This is a genomic window from Streptomyces spongiicola (assembly GCF_003122365.1).
Taxonomy (GTDB): Bacteria; Actinomycetota; Actinomycetes; order Streptomycetales; family Streptomycetaceae; genus Streptomyces; species Streptomyces spongiicola.
In genome coordinates, this window is sequence record NZ_CP029254.1 from 1222404 (window position 1) to 1243088 (window position 20685).

Annotated in this window: 15 protein-coding genes; 4 read left to right on the forward strand and 11 right to left on the reverse strand. The window is 74.4% G+C overall.

The annotated features are described in order from the left end of the window. Positions 1-125: 125 nt before the first annotated feature. The 3 genes from DDQ41_RS05260 to DDQ41_RS05270 all read right to left on the reverse strand — a co-directional run bounded on the left by DDQ41_RS05260 (position 126) and on the right by DDQ41_RS05270 (position 5004). On the reverse strand, positions 126-2264 hold the full coding sequence (locus tag DDQ41_RS05260; protein WP_109293422.1) for a tetratricopeptide repeat protein: 2139 nt from the start codon (positions 2262-2264) through the stop codon (positions 126-128). A 350-nt stretch (positions 2265-2614) separates the two neighbouring features. Next, positions 2615-3241, reverse strand: a complete 627-nt coding sequence (locus DDQ41_RS05265; RefSeq protein WP_109293423.1) for an NUDIX domain-containing protein — start codon at positions 3239-3241, stop codon at positions 2615-2617. Between the two features lie 77 nt (positions 3242-3318). Next, on the reverse strand, positions 3319-5004 hold the full coding sequence (locus DDQ41_RS05270; RefSeq protein WP_109293424.1) for a CTP synthase: 1686 nt from the start codon (positions 5002-5004) through the stop codon (positions 3319-3321). Between the two features lie 482 nt (positions 5005-5486). On the opposite strand from DDQ41_RS05270, the gene DDQ41_RS05275 reads away from it, so the two are divergent. The 3 genes from DDQ41_RS05275 to DDQ41_RS05285 all read left to right on the forward strand — a co-directional run bounded on the left by DDQ41_RS05275 (position 5487) and on the right by DDQ41_RS05285 (position 10504). Continuing rightward, complete coding sequence (locus DDQ41_RS05275) at positions 5487-7289, forward strand: glycoside hydrolase family 15 protein (RefSeq protein ID WP_109293425.1); 1803 nt, start codon at positions 5487-5489, stop codon at positions 7287-7289. Between the two features lie 154 nt (positions 7290-7443). After that, positions 7444-8826 carry an FAD-binding oxidoreductase gene (locus tag DDQ41_RS05280; RefSeq protein ID WP_109293426.1) on the forward strand — a complete coding sequence of 461 codons (1383 nt, stop codon included), beginning with the start codon at positions 7444-7446 and terminating at the stop codon, positions 8824-8826. A 40-nt stretch (positions 8827-8866) separates the two neighbouring features. Further along, positions 8867-10504: a PucR family transcriptional regulator gene (locus DDQ41_RS05285; RefSeq protein ID WP_109293427.1), complete on the forward strand. Its 1638-nt coding sequence runs from the start codon at positions 8867-8869 to the stop codon at positions 10502-10504. A 301-nt stretch (positions 10505-10805) separates the two neighbouring features. Here DDQ41_RS05285 and DDQ41_RS05290 read toward each other — a convergent pair whose 3' ends face one another. The 5 genes from DDQ41_RS05290 to DDQ41_RS32980 form a co-directional block, all read right to left on the reverse strand. Then, positions 10806-11894, reverse strand: coding sequence for a glycosyltransferase family 4 protein (locus DDQ41_RS05290; protein WP_167450239.1), 1089 nt, complete (start codon positions 11892-11894; stop codon positions 10806-10808). 599 nt (positions 11895-12493) lie between these two features. Next, positions 12494-14212 carry a DNA repair protein RecN gene (gene recN / locus DDQ41_RS05295; RefSeq protein WP_109293428.1) on the reverse strand — a complete coding sequence of 573 codons (1719 nt, stop codon included), beginning with the start codon at positions 14210-14212 and terminating at the stop codon, positions 12494-12496. Between the two features lie 465 nt (positions 14213-14677). Next, positions 14678-15619 carry an NAD kinase gene (locus tag DDQ41_RS05300; protein ID WP_109293429.1) on the reverse strand — a complete coding sequence of 314 codons (942 nt, stop codon included), beginning with the start codon at positions 15617-15619 and terminating at the stop codon, positions 14678-14680. Beyond that, on the reverse strand, positions 15616-16431 hold the full coding sequence (locus tag DDQ41_RS05305) for a TlyA family RNA methyltransferase (RefSeq protein WP_109293430.1): 816 nt from the start codon (positions 16429-16431) through the stop codon (positions 15616-15618). The genes DDQ41_RS05300 and DDQ41_RS05305 overlap by 4 nt, the downstream gene beginning before the upstream one ends. Positions 16432-16438: 7 nt before the next feature. Further along, positions 16439-16918 carry a hypothetical protein gene (locus DDQ41_RS32980; RefSeq protein WP_109293431.1) on the reverse strand — a complete coding sequence of 160 codons (480 nt, stop codon included), beginning with the start codon at positions 16916-16918 and terminating at the stop codon, positions 16439-16441. 42 nt (positions 16919-16960) lie between these two features. Here DDQ41_RS32980 and DDQ41_RS05315 point away from each other — a divergent pair, with 42 nt between their 5' ends. Beyond that, positions 16961-17308 (forward strand): SCP2 sterol-binding domain-containing protein, encoded by a 348-nt coding sequence (locus DDQ41_RS05315; protein WP_109293432.1) that lies wholly within the window; start codon positions 16961-16963, stop codon positions 17306-17308. Between the two features lie 330 nt (positions 17309-17638). Here DDQ41_RS05315 and DDQ41_RS05320 read toward each other — a convergent pair whose 3' ends face one another. From DDQ41_RS05320 to DDQ41_RS05330, 3 genes are all read right to left on the reverse strand, one after another. After that, positions 17639-18493, reverse strand: a complete 855-nt coding sequence (locus DDQ41_RS05320) for an ABC transporter ATP-binding protein (protein ID WP_109293433.1) — start codon at positions 18491-18493, stop codon at positions 17639-17641. A 68-nt stretch (positions 18494-18561) separates the two neighbouring features. Continuing rightward, a complete protein-coding gene (locus DDQ41_RS05325) occupies positions 18562-19599 on the reverse strand; it encodes a FecCD family ABC transporter permease (protein WP_109293434.1) in 1038 nt (345 codons plus the stop codon). Continuing rightward, on the reverse strand, positions 19596-20657 hold the full coding sequence (locus DDQ41_RS05330; protein ID WP_109293435.1) for a FecCD family ABC transporter permease: 1062 nt from the start codon (positions 20655-20657) through the stop codon (positions 19596-19598). The genes DDQ41_RS05325 and DDQ41_RS05330 overlap by 4 nt, the downstream gene beginning before the upstream one ends. Positions 20658-20685 lie beyond the last annotated feature (28 nt).

Sequence of the window (20685 nt, forward strand, 5' to 3'; positions counted from 1 at the left end):
CAGTTCCATAGTTACCCGGATACGCCGGGCGTATCGGATGAACCGGGGCGACACCCGGCAGAGCCAGTTTAATGAAGGACTTCCAGCTGTCTAGCCTTGCAAAGTAACTTTCTCCGACGGCAACACTACGGATTTCGTAGGCCGGAAACATCGTCTCCGAGCAGCCGCGCGGCGGCGGCGCGATGCAGTCCGGCCGCCGCCGCGTCACCGAGACGCTCCAGCGTGTCGGCCAGCCGCAGCTGAAGCGCGGCCTGGAGCCTCAGGTCCCCGGCCCGGCGCGCCCAGGCCACGGCCTCCTCGCAGGTACGCAGCGACTCCTCCGGGCGTCCGGCGTACTCCTGGACCCGGGCCGCCTCGCTCAACGCCCGCGCATGACCGGGCAGATCACCGAGGCGCCGGTATCCGGCCGCGGCCGCCCGCCAGCTGCGCAGCGCCTCCCCGTACCGCCCGGCGTAGGTGTGCACACCCCCCAGCCGGCCGTAGAGCCGTGCCTCGTCGGCTCGCTCCCCCCGGGAGAGGCGCTGGGAGAGAGCGCGCCCGTACCAGTCCGCCGCCCGCTCCCAGTCCCCTAGTTCCTGGTGGGCACCGCCTACGGATTCCATCGCCCGGGCCACGGCGTACGGGTCGTTTCCGCACCGGCCGGCGTCCAGCGCGGCCCGGTACCGTGCCAGGGCGTCCTCCGTCCGGCCCGTCCGCGCGTCCAGGTCGGCCAGGTTCAGCAGCGCGGCGGCCTGCTCCCGGTGCAGTCCACGGCGTACGGCCACGTCCAGGACGAGCTGGTGCAGACCGTAGAGCTCGGGCGCGGCCGGCTCCGTGCCGCGGTGCGCGACCAGGGCCCGGACGAGCGCGGAGATCAGCCGCCGGGCCAGGGTGTCCAGTTCCCCGTCGGCCACCGCGATCCGCGCGGCGGCGACCAGCACGGACCGGCGCCCCTCCAGCCAGGCCCCGGCGGCCTCGGCACCGGGGAACCGCAGGGCACGCGGCAGCCCGGCGATCCTCCTGCGGGCCGCGGAGCCCTCGGGTTCGGTGACGGCGCGGCAGGACTGCAGCAGCCGTACGGTCCGCTCCAGCATCCGGGCCCGGGCGAGCTGCACCTCCGCGGGACGCTCCTCCTCGGTCACCAGTGCCCGCAGCAGCGGGGCGAGGCAGCCGGGCACCTCGTACAGCTCACCGCCCGTCGGCTCACCGCCCGTCGGCTCGCCGGCCGCGCCCTCGTCGCCCTCGTCGCCCTCCGCCGCGCCACCGGCGGTGTGCAGCAGCCCGAGGGCGGCGAACTCCGCCAGGGCCGAGCGGGCCGCCGAGACCGAGCAGCCGGCCAGGGCGGACGCGATATGGGCGTCCACCCGCCCGGCGGGGGCGAGTGCGAGCAGCCGCAGCAGCCGCGCCGCGGACTGCGGAAGCGAGTCGTGGACGAGCCGGAAGGCCCGGGCCAGCGGCCGGGCGCCGACGGGTGCCTCCGGGTCGTCGGACCGCGCGTGCAGTTGCCTGGTCGCGTCGGCGACGGAGGTCTGGGGGCGGGCCGCCAGCCAGCCGCCGACCAGCATCATCGCGGCGGGCTGCCCGCCGCACTGCTCGACCAGCGACTCGGCTGCCTGCGGGTCCACCGTGACCCGCACCGAGCCGGTGAAGCGGCTCAGCAGCTCGATCGCCGACTTGGCGTCCATGCCGCCGATCGTGCAAGGCCGCACATCGGGGATCCCGGTGAGCGGCCCCTGGGAGACGGCGACGACCAGGCACTCCGGGTTGTCCGGCAGCAGGGGGTCCACCTGCTCCGCGTCGGCCGCGTCGTCCAGCACGAGCAGGCACCGCCGCACGGCGAGCGCCTCGCGGACCATCTCGGTGAGCACGTCCTCGTCGGCGCCGGCCGGTGCGGTGGCACCGAGCGCCTCCAGGAGTCCGCGCGCGGTGCGGTCGACGGGGACGGGTTCGCCGCCCGGCTCGGCGAGCCCGGCCCACAGCACCCCGTCCGGGTACCCGTCCGCCAGTCGCCGGGTCAGTTCCGCGGCGAGCGCCGTCCTGCCCGAGCCGGGCCGCCCGGCGACGAGCAGCACCCGGGCGCGAGGTGCCTTGCGTCCGGAGATCGTGTCCAGACCGGCCCGCTCGATGTCGGCCCGCAGCGCCTGCAACTCCCGCTGGCGCCCGATGAATCGCCCACCCACGGCGCCAACGATCCCATGGCCGGTCCGCTCCTCGGGCACGGGCCCTGCCTGCGACGGGCGGTTCTCGGACGAGGGCTCCTCGAAGTCCACCGCCTGATCCGTCACGGGCCACGCTCCCCAGTCCGTCACCGCACGAGCCGAGCCCGCACCGGGTGCCCGGGCGGGCGCTCCGAGCGTAGTTCAGGCACCACACCGAACCGGGGAGAGCGCGGCGGCGCGCGGCGGGGGTATCCCTCGATCGGATGAGCGGATGGTCACACCAGCCCTGGCGCGGGCCGTGGCGGTGCTCCTGCCCCGGGGTCCCGGACGAGCGCGGTGGCGCCGGTGGCCCCGCCGGCGCCACCGCGGCGGGCGCGGGCCGCGCCGTCGCCACCGGGAGAACCGGGAGGAGCCAGGAGGAGCCAGGAGGAGCCAGGAGGAACCGGGAGGAGCCGGGACGCGGCTGCCCCGTCGCTTCAGGCCTCGAACGGGCGGGCCGGCCACGGCGCCTCGGCCGGACGGAGGGAGTCCGGTCCGTCGCCCGCGAGCGCCGCGGTGAGCGAGAGCACGCCGACCACCAGGCAGGTGTTGTGGAGGTCGCCAGCGAGCACGCCGCGCGCGAGATCCCCGAGCGGGACGCGGGCCTGCTCCATGTCCGCCTCCTCCTCGGAGACCTGGAAGCGCTCGCCCTCCACCTCGGAGAGATCGCGGGCCAGGAAGATCCGCACCGCCTCGTCGCAGCCGCCCGGTGTGGTGTACACGTCCGCGAGAACGCGCCAGTCGACGGCCTTGACGTGGGCCTCCTCGTACAGCTCGCGCTGGGCGGCGGCCAGCGGGTTCTCGCCGGGGACGTCGAGGAGACCCGCCGGGATCTCCCAGAGCCTCTGCCGCACGGGGTGCCGGTACTGGCGCAGCACCAGGACCCGGCCCTCCTCGTCGAGCGCGACCACCGCCACCGACCCCGGGTGCACCTGGTAGTCGCGGCGCGCGACCGAGCCGTCGGGCATGACCACGTCATCGGTGCGGACACTCGTCTTGTTGCCACTGAACGGCGTAGCGGTGGCCGTGACCCGCCATTCCTCGGGGGTGTCCTTGATGGTCATGCGCGTCCTCCCATAACGCCGGAACCGGGACGCGGAACGTGTTCCGTCCCCGCCCCGGCCACCGTAACGCCCCCGGCCTACCCGCCCGTCCCGCGGCCCGCGGCCGGCTCCGCGGTCTTCCGCTCCACGGCCGCCTTCACCAGGCCCGCGAAGAGCGGGTGCGGACGGGTCGGGCGGGAGCGGAGCTCCGGGTGGGCCTGGGTCGCGACCAGGTACGGATGCACCTCGCGCGGGTACTCGACGTACTCCACGAGCTTGTTGTCCGGGGATGTTCCGGAGAAGACGATGCCCGCCTTCTTCTCCAGCTCCGCGCGGTAGGCGTTGTTCACCTCGTAGCGGTGCCGGTGCCGCTCCTCCACGTACGGTTCGTCCCCGTAGGCCTCGCGGACGACGGAGCCCTCCGCGAGCTTGGCCGGGTAGAGCCCGAGGCGCATCGTCCCGCCCAGGTCGCCCGCGCCCTCCACGTACGCGAGCTGCTCCTCCATGGTGGAGACGACGGGGTGGGAGGTGCCCGCGTCGAACTCCGTGGAGTTGGCGTCGGGGATCTCGGCCAGGTTGCGGGCCGCCTCGATCACGATGCACTGAAGGCCGAGGCAGAGTCCGAGCAGCGGGATCCGGTTCTCCCGGGCGTACCGGATCGCGCCGACCTTGCCGTCGACACCGCGCTCGCCGAAGCCGCCCGGGATCAGGACCGCGTCGACGTCGCCGAGCTGCCTGTGCGCACCCGCGGGGGTGCGGCAGTCGTCGGAGGTGACCCACTTCACCTTGACCCGGGCCTTGTTGGCGAAGCCGCCGGCGCGCATCGCCTCGGTCACCGACAGATAGGCGTCCGGCAGGTCGATGTACTTCCCGACGAGCGCGACACTGACCTCGTGGTCGGGGTTGTGGACCCGGTCCAGCAGGTCGTCCCAGGTCGTCCAGTCGACGTCGCGGAACGGGAGGTCGAGCTTGCGCACGACATAGGCGTCCAGGCCCTCGGTGTGCAGCACCTTCGGGATGTCGTAGATCGACTTGGCGTCGATGGCCGCGACCACCGCCGCCTCGTCGACGTCGCACATCAGCGAGATCTTGCGCTTGATGGCGGTGGGCACCTCGCGGTCGGCGCGGAGCACGATCGCGTCCGGCTGGATGCCGATGTTCCGCAGCGCCGCGACCGAGTGCTGGGTCGGCTTGGTCTTCAGCTCCCCGGACGGCCCGATGTACGGCAGCAGCGAGATGTGCACGACGAAGACGTTGTCCCGGCCGACCTCGTGGCGGACCTGGCGGACGGTCTCCAGGAACGGCAGCGACTCGATGTCGCCGACCGTGCCGCCCACCTCGGTGATCACCACGTCGACGTCGTCCGTGGCCATCCGGCGGATGCGGTGCTTGATCTCGTTGGTGATGTGCGGGATCACCTGGACCGTGTCGCCGAGGTACTCGCCCCGCCGCTCCTTGGCGATCACGGTCGAGTAGACCTGGCCGGTGGTGACGTTGGCGGAGCCGTCGAGGTCCACGTCGAGGAAGCGCTCGTAGTGGCCGATGTCCAGGTCGGTCTCGGCACCGTCGTTGGTGACGAACACCTCACCGTGCTGGAACGGGTTCATCGTCCCGGGGTCGACGTTCAGATAGGGGTCGAGCTTCTGCATGGTGACCCGCAGGCCCCGCGCCTTCAGGAGCGCGCCCAGGCTGGAGGCGGTCAGGCCCTTGCCGAGGGAGGAGGCGACACCCCCGGTGACGAAGATGTGCTTGGTCGTCGTGGATGTCGAGGAACGAGCCGGCATGGCCAAGAGGGGGCTCCCGTGGTCGCGAGGTGTTTCGTGCGCGAAAGCGCCCCACGGGGAGAATCCGGGGATCACCAGGGGTGCCGTCGCTGCGGTTCGGGGGCCGCCGTCCCTAGCGGGGGCACCACCGGTCCACGGGCTACCAGGGTATCAGCGCCCCGGGGAGACTGCTCCCGGCCACACGGGGCATGATGGCCTCCGGCGGGCTCCACCGGGGTCCGGCGGGCGCTCACCCGTTCGGACGTGATGCATTGTCGAGAGCGTCGCGCGGATCACCTGGGTGCGTCGTATCCTGCTCGGACACTTGATTCGGATTATCGCTGCCGAGCCAGGCCGGTGAACGGCACCACCCCCGCCTTTACCTCACACTTTCGCCCGGGTGGGACACCCTTCCCGGAGCGAACTCGTCATCGACCGAATGACACCCCTTGACCGCAGTAAGTGCCACGCTGGGCGACGTGGCTGTTCGACTGGAGATCCACGTGGCCGGGCGCATCGAGGACTACGCACTCATCGGAGACATGCAGACCGCTGCCCTGGTCTGCCGGGACGGCACGGTCGACTGGCTATGCCTTCCCCGCTTCGACTCACATGCCGTCTTCGCAGGTCTCCTCGGCACCGAGGAGCACGGATTCTGGCGCCTGGGGCCGGCGCACCAGACGGACGCGGAGCCTCCGGCGGCCAGCCGCCGGCGCTACCGGGGCGACTCCCTCGTCCTGGAGTCCGAGTGGGACACCCCCCGCGGCACGGTACGTGTGACGGATTTCATGCCGCCCCGGGACGGCGCACCCCAGCTCATCCGGATCGTGGAGGGGGTCAGCGGCCGGGTGCCCATGCGGTCGGCCCTGCGGATGCGGTTCAGCTACGGCCGGGTCGTGCCCTGGGTGCACAAGGTGGACAACCGCACGGTCGCCGTCGCGGGCCCCGACTCCGTGTGGCTGGACACCCCCGCCGACACCTACGGCAAGGACCTGACCACCTACTCCGACTTCACGGTCTCCCCCGGCGAACGGCTCGCGTTCACCATCAGCTGGCAGCCGTCCCACCACCAGCCGCCCGCGCTGCCCGACCCCGAGGGTTCGCTGGAGGCCACCGAGGAGTTCTGGCGCGAGTGGGTCGAGCACTGCACCTACCACGGCCCCTACCGGGAGTCGGTGGTCCGCTCGCTGATCACGCTGAAGGCCCTCACCTACGCGCCGACCGGCGGCATCGTCGCCGCGCCCACCACCTCGCTGCCCGAGGAGATCGGCGGCGTCCGGAACTGGGACTACCGCTACACCTGGCTGCGGGACGCCGCCATCACCCTCTCCTCGCTGCTGCGCACCGGCTACCGGGAGGAGGCCCGGGCCTGGCGGGAGTGGCTGCTGCGAGCCGTCGCCGGCGACCCGGAGAACCTCCAGATCATGTACGGCATCGCCGGTGAGCGGGAACTCGGCGAGGCGGAACTGGACTGGCTGCCCGGCTACGAGGGCTCCGCGCCGGTGCGGGTCGGCAACGGCGCGGCGAACCAGCTCCAGCTGGACGTCTACGGCGAGGTCACCGAGGCCCTGCACCTGGCCCATATGACGGGCCTGTCCCGCAACGACTACGCCTCGGTGCTCCAGCTGAAGCTGATCCGGTACCTGGAGGACCACTGGGACCAGCCCGACGAGGGCATCTGGGAGGTCCGCGGTCCCCGCCGGCACTTCGTCCACTCCAAGGTGATGGCGTGGGTCGCCGTCGACCGCACGATCAAGCTGATCGAGTCGGGCGACGCGGACGGCCCGCTGGAGCGCTGGCGGGAGCTGCGCGACGAGATCCACCGGGACGTCTGCGAGAAGGGCTACGACAAGGAGCGCAACACCTTCACCCAGTCCTACGGGTCCAAGGAACTCGACGCCTCGCTGCTGCTCATCCCGCAGATGGGCTTCCTGCCACCGGACGACAAGCGCGTCATCGGCACCATCGAGGCGATCCAGCGGGAGCTGTCCACGCCGGACGGCTTCGTGCTGCGCTACCCGACGGCGGGCGACGAGGCCGGAGTCGACGGACTCGAGGGCGACGAGGGGGCCTTCCTCGCCTGCTCGTTCTGGCTCGCGGACGACCTGGCGATGATCGGGCGCGTGGACGAGGCCCGCCGGCTCTTCGAGAAGCTGCTGTCGCTGCGGAACGACCTCGGGCTGCTCGCCGAGGAGTGGGACCCGCGGCTGCAGCGCCAGGTGGGCAACTTCCCGCAGGCGTTCAGCCATGTGCCGCTGATCGACACCGCGCTGCGGCTCACCGCGTCCGGCGCGTACGGCGGCTGAGGGCCGTCGCACCGGTGCGGACCGAGGGGGCCCGTCCCCCCGGTCCGCGGATGTGCGAGGCCCGCGGATGTGCGAGGCCCGTCGCGGATATGCGCGGCGGGACCGCCCGTACCTACGATGAGAAGGTCCTGTCCGCGCCCCGGAAGGGGGCACCATGACGCCCCAGCCGTTCGCGGAGCCGGCCCTGGCGGGACTCCGCGACTCCCTGGCCGGTGAGGCCGTCACTCCGGACGACGCAGGCTACGACGAGGCCCGGGCGCTCTTCAACGCGATGATCGACCGGCGGCCCTCCGTGATCGTCCAGTGCGAGTCGGCCGCCGACGTCGCCGCGGCGGTCGGGTTCGCCCGGCAGCACGGCCTCGAACTCGCCGTCCGCGGCGGCGGCCACGGCGTCGCCGGGCCGGCGGCCACCGACGGCGGCCTCGTGGTCGACCTGCGGCGGATGCACGCCGTCACGGTCGACCCGGACGCCCGAACCGCCCGCGTCGGCGGCGGAGCCACCATGAGCGACCTGGACCGGGCCACCCAGCCGTACGCGCTGGCGACCACGGGCGGACGGGCCTCCACCACCGGGCTGGGCGGCTTCGTCCTGGGCGGTGGATCGGGCTGGCTGGAGCGGAAGTTCGGCCTCGCCTGCGACAACCTGGTGGCCGTGGACCTGGTGACGGCCGACGGCACCGAGGTGCGTGCGAGCGAGGAGGAGAACCCGGAGCTGTTCTGGGCGCTGCACGGCGGCGGAGGGAACTTCGGCGTGGCCACGTCCCTGACGCTGCGGCTGCATCCGCTGCCCGCCATGTCCGTCGCGTTCCTGTTCTTCCCGGCGGAGCGCGGGGCCGAGGTGCTCCCCGTGTACCGGGAGGTGCTGGAGTCCGCGCCCGACGAGACGGGCGGCGGCTTCATCTACCTCACCGGCCCGCCCGAGGACTTCATGCCCGGGCACCTGGTGGGGCGGGCCGTGGCCCTGGTGCTGGTGACCCACGCCGGCCCGGAGCCGGAGCTGCGCGAGGCCGCGGCGCCGCTGCTCGGCCTCGGGCACGAGGCCGAGATCCTGAGGGAGCTTCCGTACGCCGAACTCCAGTGCATGATCGACGACCCGCCCGGCCTGCGGAACTACTGGTCGGCGGAGTACCTCCGGGCCCTGCCCGACCCGGCCGTGGACGCCTTCTGCGCCCGCGCCGACAGCATGATCGTACCGTCGAACACCCAGCACATCCTGTTCCCGATGGGCGGGGCACTGCGCCGGGGCGACTCCGGGTGGCCGCTGCCGTGGCGCACCGCGCGGTGGGTGCTGCACCCCTTCGCCATCTGGGAGGACCCTGACGACGACGAGCGCGGCCGGCAGTGGGTCCGCGACGCCCGGACCGACATGGCCCCCTGGTCCGCCGGCCAGGTGTACCTGAACTTCATCGGCGACGAGGGCCGGGAGCGGGTGGTGGCCGGGTTCGGCGCCGAGAACTACCGGCGGCTCGCCGGCGTGAAGGCGGCCTACGACCCCGGCAACGTGTTCCGGCTGAACCACAACATCAAGCCGGGCTGACAGTTGTCCTTCGAAGTTTCGCCCAGGTAGCGTCCCCGCCATGGAAACACAGGGCGGGATCACCGTGCAGCGGGCACTCGAACTGCCCGCGCTGCGCGGCGGGCTGCCGGAGGTCGTCGCCGGAGCCGACCGGCTGAGCCGCGCGGTGCGCTGGGTGCACGCCGGTGAGGTGCCCAACATCGCCTCCCTGCTCAAGGGCGGCGAACTGCTGCTGACCACGGGACTCGGGCTGGGCACCCGGCCCGCGGAGCAGCGGGCCTTCGTGCAGCGGCTGGCGGACCGCGGAATCGCGGCACTGGTCGTGGAACTCGGCCCGCGCTTCACCCGGCTGCCCGCCGGCATCGTCGAGGCCGCCAGGGCGGCCGGACTGCCGCTGATCCAGCTCCACCGGGAGGTCCCCTTCGTCTCGGTCACCGAGGAGGTCCACACCGAGATCGTCAACGGGCACTACACGCTGCTCCGGCGGGCGGAAGAGGTGTACCGGCAGTGCACCGGGGCCCTCCTCGAAGGCGGCGGTGTCCCCCAGGTGCTGCGCGTCCTGGCCGACTTCACCGCCAACCCGGTGTTCCTGGAGACCGCCGACGGACGGCTGCTGTACGCGGCGGGCACCGGGACGGGCCCGGCCGCGGCCGATCCGCTCCAGGTGTGGGAGGGGCTGCGCGGCCGGCGGTCGGCAAGGGACGCGGGGCCGCCGTCCGGATCGGTCCTCGTGGACGTGCCGGGCGGCGGGCACGGCGCCGGGGCGGTACGGGCGCGGCTCGTGCTGCTCGCCGTGTCCGGGCAGCTCCTCCCGGTGCACCGGATGGCGGCCGAACGCGCGGCGGGGGTGCTCGCGGTCGTGCTGATGCAGGCCCGGCAGGAGGAGGAGCTGGCGGCACGCGGCCGCGGTGACTTCCTCACCGACCTCGCCGAGGGCCGCATCGCCGCGGACGACGCACCCGCGCAGGCGAGGGTCCTGGGCTTCCGGCCCGGTGACGGCCCGCTGCTGCCGGTGGTGATGCGGCTCGCCCCCGAACCGTCCCCGTCCGGCAACTGGGCAGTGCTGGCGAGGGCGGTGCCGGAGGAGCTGGCGTCCGTCGGTGTGCCGGTGCTGCTCGGGGTGCGCCCCGTGGAGGGGCGGGTGCCGCTGCTGCTCGGGCTGCGCTCGGAGCCGGAGCGTACGGCGGTGGCCGACCGGGTCGCGGAGGCGCTGCGGGCCGGCCTGGAGCGGGCCGGTATGGCCGGTCCCGCACGGGCCGGTGCCCATCCGCCGGTGATCGTCGTCGGTGTGCCGGGCGGCTGGGCGGCGGCCTCGGCGGGCCTGCGGCATGCCGCGGAGACCGCGGCGGCGGCGCAGGGACTGCCCGACCGTCCGTGGTACGACGCCCGCCGGCTCGACATCGACCTGCTGCTGTGGCGACTGCGGGACCACCCCGATCTCGCGGCGTTCGTGGACCGTGCGGTCGGCCCGCTCCTGGAGCACGACCGCACGTCCCGGCCGCCGCTGCTGCCCACCCTGGCGACGTTCCTCGCCCATGCGGGACGCAAGGCGGAGACGGCCCGGGAACTCCATCTCAACCGCCAGACCCTCTACAACCGGCTGGCCCGCATCTCCGACCTGCTCGGCACGGACCTGGACGACCCCCAGACGGTCCTCGCCCTCTCCCTCGCCCTGCGCGCCCGCCGCCACACCCGGTGAGAGGCCCGCGGGGGAGGCCGCGCGGGCCTCTCACCGGGTGTGCGCGTCCGCCGGTCCGGCCGGGCGGCCGTGCCGGGCGGCCGTGCCGGGCGGCCGTGCGCGTGCGCCGGACCGGGCGGCCGGAGCGGCCGGGTGATGCGGACCGAGGGCACCGCGGCCCGGTGGCCTGCCCGAGCCGGGAGACCGGGGAAGCCGGGGAAGCCGGGGAAGCAGGGGAAGCCGGGAGACCGGGGAAGCAGGGGACATCAGGGCAGCGGGGGAGACCGCGGAAGCAGGGCGGCACCGGTACGGCCGGCCGCCGTCAGGCCGTAAACGGGCGCGACGGCCGGGTGAGTTCGTCATAGACGCTCAGGATCTGGGCGACGGTCTCGTCCTCCGTCGGCCAGGTCGCCGCCTGGGCCGGGCCCGCCGCCGAGAGCCGGCGGCGGCGATCGGGGTCCGCCAGCAGGCGGCTGACCGCGGCGGCCAGCGCCACGGCGTCCCCGTAGGGCACGAACTCGGCTGCCGCGCCGACGAGTTCGGGTGTGCCGCCGACCCGGGTCGCCACCAGCGGCACCCCCAGCCGGAGGGCTTCCTGGGCGAGCACCGAGCGGGCCTCCCAACTGCTCGGGAGCAGCGCCAGATCCGACACCGCCAGCAGCTCTCCGATGTCGTCGCGGCGACCGAGGAGCCGTACCGGCAGGCCCTCCCCGTCGATGCGCCGCTGCAGCCGGGCGCGTTCCCGCCCCTCCCCCGCGACCGCGACCAGCGGAACGGGGTCGAGCCCGAGCCACCGGTGGGACGCGTCGAGCAGGGTGCCGTGGCCGCGGCCGCGTTCGAGTCTGCCGACGGCCGTCAGCAACGGCCGGTCGACCGCGCCCAGTTCGGCCCGCACCTTGCTCTCCGGACGGTCCGGGCGCGGAGGTGGTACGGCGACGGGGGCGAGGCGGGCGTCGCGCGCGCCCCGGCTCCGGGCCCGGTCCACCAGCTCGGAGGACGTCCCGAGCACGACCGTGGCCGCCCTCGCCGCCCTCCGCTCCAGCATCCGCGTCACCCTCCCGCGCGCTCCCACGGCCCGGGGCCGGGTGTGCAGGGTGACCACCAGCGGCAGACGCCGTCCGCTGATCGCCAGGGCGGTCCGCACCGCGGCGTCGAGGCCGTGGGCGTGGACGACGTCCGCTTCCGCGCACACCGCCCGGAGCGATCCGACCGTTGCCGGGTCGCCGCGGCGCGGCACGGGCACGAACCGCGCCCCCGTGCCGGGGAAGTCGTATTCGAGCTCCAGGGGTGCGGGCGCGCACACGGTCACCCCCACTCCCCTCGCCACCAGGCCCCCGGCCAGTGACCTGACGTGAGCGCTGCCGCCCGCATTGCCGCCGCCCAGTACCTGGACCGTACGCAGCTGTGTCACGCGCCAAGGATGCCAGTCCGCACGCACGTTCCGGCACCGCTATCGTGTCGTTCCCGTGTCCGCGGCCTCAACGGCCTCACGCGTATCACCCACACGGGTGAGCGCACACCGGCGGACACGGGCTCGTCCGAAACGGTTCCGCGACCTGGATTGCGGGTGGGAGGCGTTGGCGCCCGGCGTCCTTCCGTACGTCAGGCGTCATTGGGGCGCTCCGACGGCGCACGGCGCGCCGCGTGCGCCGGTTTCACGCCGTACACCACCCGGGCGACCGCCACGGCCCCCGCCGCTCGGCCCCGGCTCCATGCCTCGCACGGGCTCTCACGGCCTCGCACGGGCTCCCTCCCGGCCCGGCCCGCGCGAACGCCCCAGGGCGTTTCGGGTAGCCCCGCGCGGCGGTGTGGAACGGCGCCCCCAACCGGCGGCGGGCCGGTAAGCGCATCGCACAGCTGGGTCCACCGAACCCGGCGGCCCGCACCGCCTAGCGGGTCCACCGAACCCGGCGGCCCGCACCGCCCACCGGGTCCACGGCCGGCACGGCCGGTCCACGCCTCCCGGCGGCCCGGCGGGTCCACCCCCGGCATCCGGCGCCGGCCGTGTGCTCAGACCTCCGCGCGCGCCGTCGCCAGCAGTTCCTCCGCGTGCGCCCGCGCCGTCTCCGAGTCCTCCTGGCCGGCGAGCATCCGGGACAACTCGCGCACCCGGTCCTCCCCCTGGAGGACCGTGACCCCGGACCGGGTCACCGATCCGTCGTCGGTCTTCTCCACCAGCAGCTGCCGGTCGGCGAACGCCGCCACCTGCGGCAGATGGGTCACCACGACCACCTGCGCGGACTTGGCGAGCTTGGCGAGGCGCCGGCCGATCTCCACCGCCGCCTTGCCGCCGACCCCCGCGTCAACCTCGTCGAAGAGGTACGTCGGCACCGGGTCGGTCCCCGCGAAGACGACCTCCACCGCCAGCATCACACGCGAGAGCTCGCCACCGGAGGCCCCCTTGGCGATCGGCCGCGGCTGCGCGCCCGGGTGCGGGGCCAGCAGCAGCTCGACCTCGTCGGCACCCGACGGCGCGTACGCGACGGTGCGCCCGTTGACGTCGACCCCGTCGGGGTCGTCGGTCTGCCGGACGGCGATCGTGACGCGCGCGTGCGGCATCGCGAGATGCGCCAGCTCCGCCGTCACCGCCTCCGCGAACCGGGCCGCCGCCGCCGTACGGGCGTCCGTCAGCGCCTGGGCGAGGCCCGACAGTTCGGTGCGCAGCGCGTCGCGTTCCGCCGTCAGCTCGCCGATCCGGTCGTCGTCGCCCTCGAGTTCGGTCAGCCGGCCGGCGCCCTCCTCGGCCCAGGCCAGGACGGCGGTGACGTCCTGGCCGTACTTGCGGGTGAGCGCGCCGAGCGCGGCCCGCCGCTCCTCGACCGCCGCGAGCCTCAGCGGATCGGCGTCGAGGTCGTCCGCGTAGCCGGCGAGTTCGCCCGCGACGTCGGCGAGCAGGATGGAGATCTCGCCCATCCGGTCGGCGAGCGCGGCCAGCGCCGGATCGTGGGCGCGCACGGCGTCCAGGGCGCGCCCGGCGCCGGCGACGAGCGTGGCCGCGTCGACGCCCTCGGGATCCTCGGGGTTCCCCGCGAGCGCCGTGTGCGCCGCGGACGCGGCGGCGGCGAGGGCCTCGGCATGGCCCAGCCGCTCGGCCTCGGCGGCCAGCTCCCTGTCCTCACCGGCCCGCGGTTCCACGGCCGCGACCTCGTTCAGCCCAAAACGCAGCAGGTCGGCTTCCTGGGCGCGGTCACGGGCACGGGTGGTCAGGTCGGCCAGCTCGGTGGAGACGGCCCTCAGCCGCCGGTACGCGGCCGCGTACTTCGCGTGCGGCCCGGCGACCGCGTCCCCCGCGTACCGGTCCAGGGCCTGCCGCTGGCGGGCTGGCTTCAGCAGCCCCTGCTGGTCCGTCTGCCCGTGTACGGCCACCAGTTCGTCGGCCAGCTCGGCCAGCATGCCGACCGGAACCGAGCGCCCGCCGAGGTGCGCCCGGGAACGGCCCTCCGCGGAGACCGTCCGGCTGATCAGCAGCGCCCCGTCGTCGAGTTCGGCGCCCGCCTCCTCGGCCCGTACCGCCACCGGGGCGCCCGCGGGCACACTGACCCGCCCCTCCACGACGGCAGACCTGGCGCCGATCCGTACGAGGGCGGGGTCGGCTCGCCCGCCGAGCAGCAGCCCGAGGCTGGTGACGACCATGGTCTTGCCCGCACCGGTCTCACCCGTGACCGCCGTGAACCCCGGCGACAGCTCGACGACGGCGTCGTCGATGACCCCGAGCGACCGTATCCGCATCTCCTCCAACACGGGGAAGACCTTACGAGGTCCGGGGCCGCGCGTGCGACGGCCCCCGCCTCACGGGTACGCATCCGCAGGTCGGCGCGCCCCTCATCACCCGTGGGAGTGGTGGCCGGCGCGAGCGCCGGCGGTCGGGCGCAGGACCCGCGCACCCCGACGCGACGGACCCGGTCCGGTCGACGGCCGGCGGCCGCGAGCCGCCGGGGAAGGCACGCTCGGGACCGCCGGGCACCGGACGGCGGCCATCCACGAGACCATGAGCGAAACCGCCCACGACGCCCCGCGCGAGACCGCCCGCCACGGCGGCAGCCGCACACGGAGGCGGCGAGCCGGAGCCCGGGGACGGCGAACCGAAGCCCGGGGACGGCGAGCCGGAGCCCGGAGGCGGCGAACCGGAGCCCGGGGACGGCCCGCTCGCCACCACGCCGGCAGCGCCTCCGGCGCGCGGCCGCACGGCCGCTGTCAGGTGTCGCCGTGCGGGGCGCCCCGCCAGCCCGAGACGGGCAGCGCGAACTTCGCCACCAGCCGGTCCGTGAACGACGCGTGATGCAGCCGGGCCAGCCGTACGGGAACCTCGCCGCGCCGCACCTCCACCCGCGCCGCGGCCGGCAGCTCGACGGCGCGGCGCCCGTCGCACCACAGCACACCGTGCGGGGTGTCGGGCTGCACCTCGACCGCGAGGACCGACGACGGCGAGGTGACCAGGGGCTTCGCGAACAGGGCATGGGCGCTGATCGGCACCATCAGCAGCGCCTCGACCTCGGGCCAGACCACCGGCCCGCCCGCCGAGAAGGCGTACGCGGTCGACCCCGTCGGAGTGGCGCACACGATTCCGTCGCAGCCGAAGCCGCTCACCGGCCGCCCGTCGACCTCCAGGACGACCTCGAGCATCCGCTCCGGGGAGACCTTCTGCACGGCGGCCTCGTTCAGCGCCCAGTCGCGGTGCACGATGTCGCCGTTGCGGCGGACGGCCACATCGATCGTCATCCGCTCCTCGACCTCGTACTCCCGGGTCACGACCCGGTCCACGACCCGGTCCAGGTCGTCCCGCTCCGCCTCGGCGAGGAACCCGACCCGCCCCAGGTTGACCCCGAGCATCGGGACCCCGGAGGCCCGGGCGAACTCGGCCCCGCGCAGCAGCGTGCCGTCCCCGCCGAGCACGATGAGCAGCTCGCACCCGTCGAGCACCTCCGGCGTCGCCTCGGGCACCGTCTCCACGGACCGCGGCAGCGGCAGGTCGGCGGCCTCGAAGGCGAGCACCCGCACCCCGATTCCCGCGCGCAGCAGCCCCTGGACGACGAGTTCCGCGCTGCGGATCGCCGCGGGCCGGCCGGTATGGGCCAGCAGGAACACGGTGCGGGTCCGGGCCCGCGCCTCCAGGGTGGTCACACTCGTATCGGTCAACGCGGCCCCTCCGCAACTGCGCGCTCGACGTCCGCCGGGTCGAGCTCCGGTGCCCCGGCCCGGAGCCAGAGAAAGTACTCGACATTGCCCGAGGGGCCCGGCAGCGGACTCGCGGTCACGCCGAGCACGCCGAGCCCCAGCTCGCCCGCCTGCCGCGCCACCGTCCGCACCGCCTCGGCACGCAGCTCCGGGCTGCGGACCACACCGCCGCTGCCGAGGCGCTCCCTGCCGACCTCGAACTGCGGCTTGACCATCAGGACGAGATCGGCGCCGGGCGCCGCGCAGCGCACCAGCGCGGGCAGCACCAGACCCAGCGGGATGAAGGAAAGGTCCCCGACGATCAGGTCCACCGCCTCCCCGCCGATCGCCTCCACGGTCAACTCACGGACATTCGTACGGTCCTTGACCGCCACGCGTTCATCACTGCGCAGCGACCAGGCCAGCTGTCCGTACCCGACGTCGACGGCGACGACACGGGAGGCACCGGCCCGCAGCAGCACATCGGTGAACCCGCCCGTGGAGGCGCCCGCGTCCAGCGCCCTTCGCCCCCGCGTCCGCAGGCCCCTCGGCACGAACGCCGCGAAGGCGCCGGCGAGCTTGTGACCGCCGCGGGAGACGTACTCGGGTTCGCCGTCGTCCCGGGCGACGACGATGGGGGCACTGGTCTCCACCTGCGTGGCGGGCTTGGCGGCGGTGCTGCCGCCGACGGTCACCCGTCCCGCCGCGATCAACCGGCTCGCGTGCTCGCGCGAGCGCGCCAGCTTGCGGCGTACCAGCTCGGCGTCGAGACGGCGGCGTGCCACTCCTGCCACGTTCGGTTCAGCTCCTGGGGTCGTACGGGTCGTCCGGCCGGGTGTCCAGCGCGGTCAGCGTGTCGCGCAGCCCCCGGTGTACATCCTCGTACACCGCCAGGTGGCCGTCCGCCGTGAGGTGGTCGGCGTCGCCCAGCCGCTCGAGGTGCGCGTCGACGCCGGCGTGGCCGGTGGGGACGCGCCCGACGCCCAGGGGCGCGGGCGCGGGAGCGGGGGCGGGGGCGGCGGCTGGATCGTGTGCCGGCTCCTCGGCCACGGGGCCGGCTCCGGTGGCGTCCCGGGCGACGGTGGACCGGGTGGCGTCCCGGGCGACGCCGCCTCCCGCGCCGTCCCGGGCGGCCACCGAGCCGCCACCGGGCGCGGGGGCAGGCCGCACGCCCGGGAGACCCGCCACGGGGTCCGGCGCCGGGAACGGCTCCCCCGTACCGACCTGCGCCGCCCCGGACGCCTCGTGCGCCGCCGGGGGCGTGTGGATCGAGTCGCTCATGCCCAGACGCTACCGCGAAGCGCTGGGGTACCGTCGATCACAATGGCGACGACAGAGGAGTGCCGCGGCGCACTCGACAGACTTTCGGGCACTCTCGCGAAGGCGGACGGCGACGTGCGCGGCGCGGCCACCCTCGACCGCTCCCTGAGCTGCCACATCAGGGACCTGGACCTCACCTTCACCGGTCGCCTCGCGGCCGGGCGGATCGCGGTGCTCGACACGCTCGACGGACCGCCCCCGGAGAGGGCCGACATCCGGCTGGAGATGACCGGTGACGACCTGGTGGCGATGGTCGACGGACGGCTGGACTTCGCGAAGGCCTGGGCCTCCGGCCGGGTCAGGCTCGAGGCGGGCTTCCGCGATCTGCTGCGCCTCAGGGCACTGCTCTAGGACGGCGTCAGGCGGCGTTCGCCCCGTCGCCTCCGTCGCCCCCCGTCGCGGTGCCCGGCACTGGCGGCCCGGCGAACCACTGCGCTGTCCAGCCGACCGGGCAGGCCCACCGCGAGGCCGATCCGGCGCGCTGCGGCGCACCGCACCGGACGCCGCTCCCCGACGGTCAGGCCCCGCCCGACGGGGCACCAGGGCCGTATCGCCCGGGACCGGTGCCGGGGCCCCGCCGAGGCCACCGCGTCGGCGACGTCCGGGCGCCGTGGCGCCGTGGCGCCGTGGCGCCCACCGCACGGGCGGGGCCGGGTGCGCCGCCGTCGCGGCCGCCGTGTCTCAGGAGACCGGCGCGGCCGCTCCGGCCGCCGCGCCGGGAAGGGACGCCTCAGGGGTCTGTGAGGACGTCCTGCCGCGCCGTGCCAGCGGCACCACCAGCGGCGTACCGGTCTCCGGGTCGTCGATGACCTGGGCGCGGACCCCGAAGACCCGCTCGACGAGCCCGGCGGTGACCACCTCCCCCGGCGGCCCCTCGGCGGCGATCCTCCCGTCCCGCATCGCGATCAGGTGCGTGGCGTAGCGCGCTGCCTGGTTGAGGTCGTGCAGCACCGCGACGAGCGTGCGGCCCTGGGTCTCGTGCAGTTCGGCGCAGAGGTCGAGGATCTCCAGCTGGTGCTGGATGTCGAGGAAGGTGGTCGGCTCGTCGAGCAGCAGCAGCGGCGTCTGCTGGGCGAGCGCCATCGCGATCCACACCCGCTGGCGCTGTCCGCCGGACAGCTCGTCGACATAGCGGTCGGCGAGCCCGGCGACCCCGGTCGCGGCCATCGACTCCCCCACGATCCGCTCGTCCTCCCGCGACCACTGGCGCAGCGGGCCCTGGTGCGGGTACCGGCCCCGGGCCACCAGGTCCCCGACGGTGATCCCGTCGGGGGCCGCCGACGACTGGGGCAGCAGCCCGAGCGTCCGCGCGACCTTCCTCGCGGGCATGGACTGGATCGTCTGCCCGTCCAGCAGCACCCGCCCCTCGCTCGGCTTCAGCATCCGTGAGAGCGCCCTCAGCAGGGTGGACTTGCCGCAGGCGTTCGGGCCGACGACGATCGTGAACGAGTTGTCGGGTATCGCGACCGAGAGGTCCTCGGCGATCACCCGCCGGTCGTAGGCGAGGGTGACCGACTCCGCGGTGAGGCGCTGCATGGGGGTACTCCTGGGGTTCTTCTCTGTCCGGTGCGGCGGGTCTGCGCTCGTGTGCCCGGCGCGGGCCGTCATATCCGGCCCGCCTTGCGTTCGGTGACGAGCAGCCAGAGCAGGTAGACGCCGCCGAGCACACCGGTGACGACGCCGACCGGCAGCCGCCGGTCCCCGAACGCCGAGGTGGCGACCAAGTCGGCGACGACCAGCAGGACGGCGCCCATCACGGCGCTCGCGGCCACGTTCGGGCCGGGCGAGCGGGTGAGCCGGCGGGCGAGTTGCGGGGCGCTGAGCGCCACGAAGACGATCGGACCCGCCGCGGCCGTCGCGACGGCCGTCAGCAGCACCGCGGAGCCCATCAGCACGGCGCGTGTCCGTTCGACGCCGATCCCCAGCGCGTACGCGGCGTCGTCGCCCATCTCCAGCATCCGCAGGGGCCGCCCGTAGAGCAGGGACAGCGGGATGAGCACCGCGCAGACGGCGAGCAGCGGCCAGAAGTGACTCCAGTCCCGGCCGTCGAGCGAGCCCGTCATCCACACGACGGCCCGGGTGGCGTCGACGAGATCGGCCTTGGTGACGAGGTAGTGGATGGCGCCCGCGAGCATGGCGGCGATGCCGATGCCCACCAGCACCAGCCGGTAGCCGTGCACACCGCGCTTCCAGGCGAGGAGGTAGACGGCCGCGCCGGTCGCCAGTCCGCCGGCCATCGCGCCGCCCGCGGTGGCGAGGGAGTCACCGCGGAACAGCACGATCACCACCAGCGCGCCGACGCTGGAGCCCTGCGCGAATCCGAGCACGTCCGGGCTGCCCAGCGGATTGCGCGAGATGGACTGGAAGAGCGCCCCGCCGACCGCGAGCGCCGCACCGACCAGCAGCGCCACCAGAACCCGCGGCAGCCGTACGTCACGGACGATGAACTCCTGGGCTGCCGTGCCGTCGCCGAGCAGCGTGGCGACGACCTCGCCCGGCGCCATCGGGAAGTCACCGCTGCCGACGAGCACGACGGCGACGGCCAGCGCCGCCGCCAGGAGCAGCAGGACGACGAGGGCCGCCCTCGGGTCCACCCGCACCGACAGCCCGCCGGGGGTGCGTATCGCCTTCACGGCCTTCACAGCTGCGCCATCCTCTTGCGCCGTACGAGATGGATGAACACGGGTCCGCCGATGAACGCGGTGACCACGCCGACCTGCAACTCCGAGGGACGGGCGACCATCCGGCCGACGACGTCCGACCCGAGCAGCAGCACGGGCGACAGCACGGCGGCGTACGGCAGGATCCACCGCATGTCGGGGCCGGTCACGGCCCGTACGAGATGCGGGACCATCAGCCCGATGAACACGATCGGCCCGCAGGCGGCGGTCGCCGCACCGCACAGCAGGGTGACCGCGGCCATGGCCAGCGCTCGGGTCCGGTTGATGTGGGCGCCCAGCGCGCGGGCGGTGTCGTCGCCCATCTCCATCGCGTTGAGCGGCCGGGCGATCAGCAGGGCCAGCACCACCCCGGCTGCGATGAAGGGCGCCACCTTGCCGATCGTCGCGGGATCGGCCGAGGCGAGCGAGCCGACGGTCCAGAAGCGCAGCCGGTCCAGGGCGGCCGAGTCCAGCAGTTGTACGGCGTTGACATAGCCGAACAGCGCGGCCGTGGCGGCGGTGCCGGCGAGCGCGAGCCGTACCGGTGTGGCACCGCGGCTGCCGCCCAGCAGGTACACGCCCACCGAGACCACGCCCGCGCCGAGGAAGGCGAACCACACGTACTCGGAGATCGAGGTGACCCCGAAGAAGCTGATGGCCGTCACGACCGCCGCGGACGCGCCGGCGTTGACCCCGAGCAGACCGGGTTCGGCGAGCGGGTTGCGGGTCAGTGCCTGCATCACCGCACCGGAGAGGCCCAGGGCGACACCCGCCAGGAGGCCGAGCACCGTCCTCGGCACCCGGAGGTCGCGGATCACCACGTCGTTGCCGGTACCGGAGTTCTGGAAGAGCCCGTGCCACACGTCGTCGACCGGTACCGGCTTGGCACCGATGGCGATGCTCGCGACGCAGACCAGCGCCAGGACACCGACGGCGAGCAGCAGGCCGGCCGCGCGCAGCGCATGGCGCCTGACCGGCTCGGGGGCGGATACCGCGGCCTTCGGGTCCGCGCTCTGTTCGGGAGGACTGTCGACCAACACGTGGTTAGGTTAGCCTACCCTCCCAACT

Excerpts from the sequence above, each read along its gene's own strand:
- DDQ41_RS05270 (WP_109293424.1), bottom strand. The coding sequence starts at position 5,004 with ATGCCGGCTCGTTCCTCGACATCCACGACGACCAAGCACATCTTCGTC.
- DDQ41_RS05280 (WP_109293426.1), top strand. The coding sequence starts at position 7,444 with ATGACGCCCCAGCCGTTCGCGGAGCCGGCCCTGGCGGGACTCCGCGAC.
- DDQ41_RS05285 (WP_109293427.1), top strand. The coding sequence starts at position 8,867 with ATGGAAACACAGGGCGGGATCACCGTGCAGCGGGCACTCGAACTGCCC.
- recN (WP_109293428.1), bottom strand. The coding sequence starts at position 14,212 with ATGCGGATACGGTCGCTCGGGGTCATCGACGACGCCGTCGTCGAGCTG.
- DDQ41_RS32980 (WP_109293431.1), bottom strand. The coding sequence starts at position 16,918 with ATGAGCGACTCGATCCACACGCCCCCGGCGGCGCACGAGGCGTCCGGG.
- DDQ41_RS05320 (WP_109293433.1), bottom strand. The coding sequence starts at position 18,493 with ATGCAGCGCCTCACCGCGGAGTCGGTCACCCTCGCCTACGACCGGCGG.
- DDQ41_RS05315 (WP_109293432.1), top strand. The coding sequence starts at position 16,961 with ATGGCGACGACAGAGGAGTGCCGCGGCGCACTCGACAGACTTTCGGGC.
- DDQ41_RS05265 (WP_109293423.1), bottom strand. The coding sequence starts at position 3,241 with ATGACCATCAAGGACACCCCCGAGGAATGGCGGGTCACGGCCACCGCT.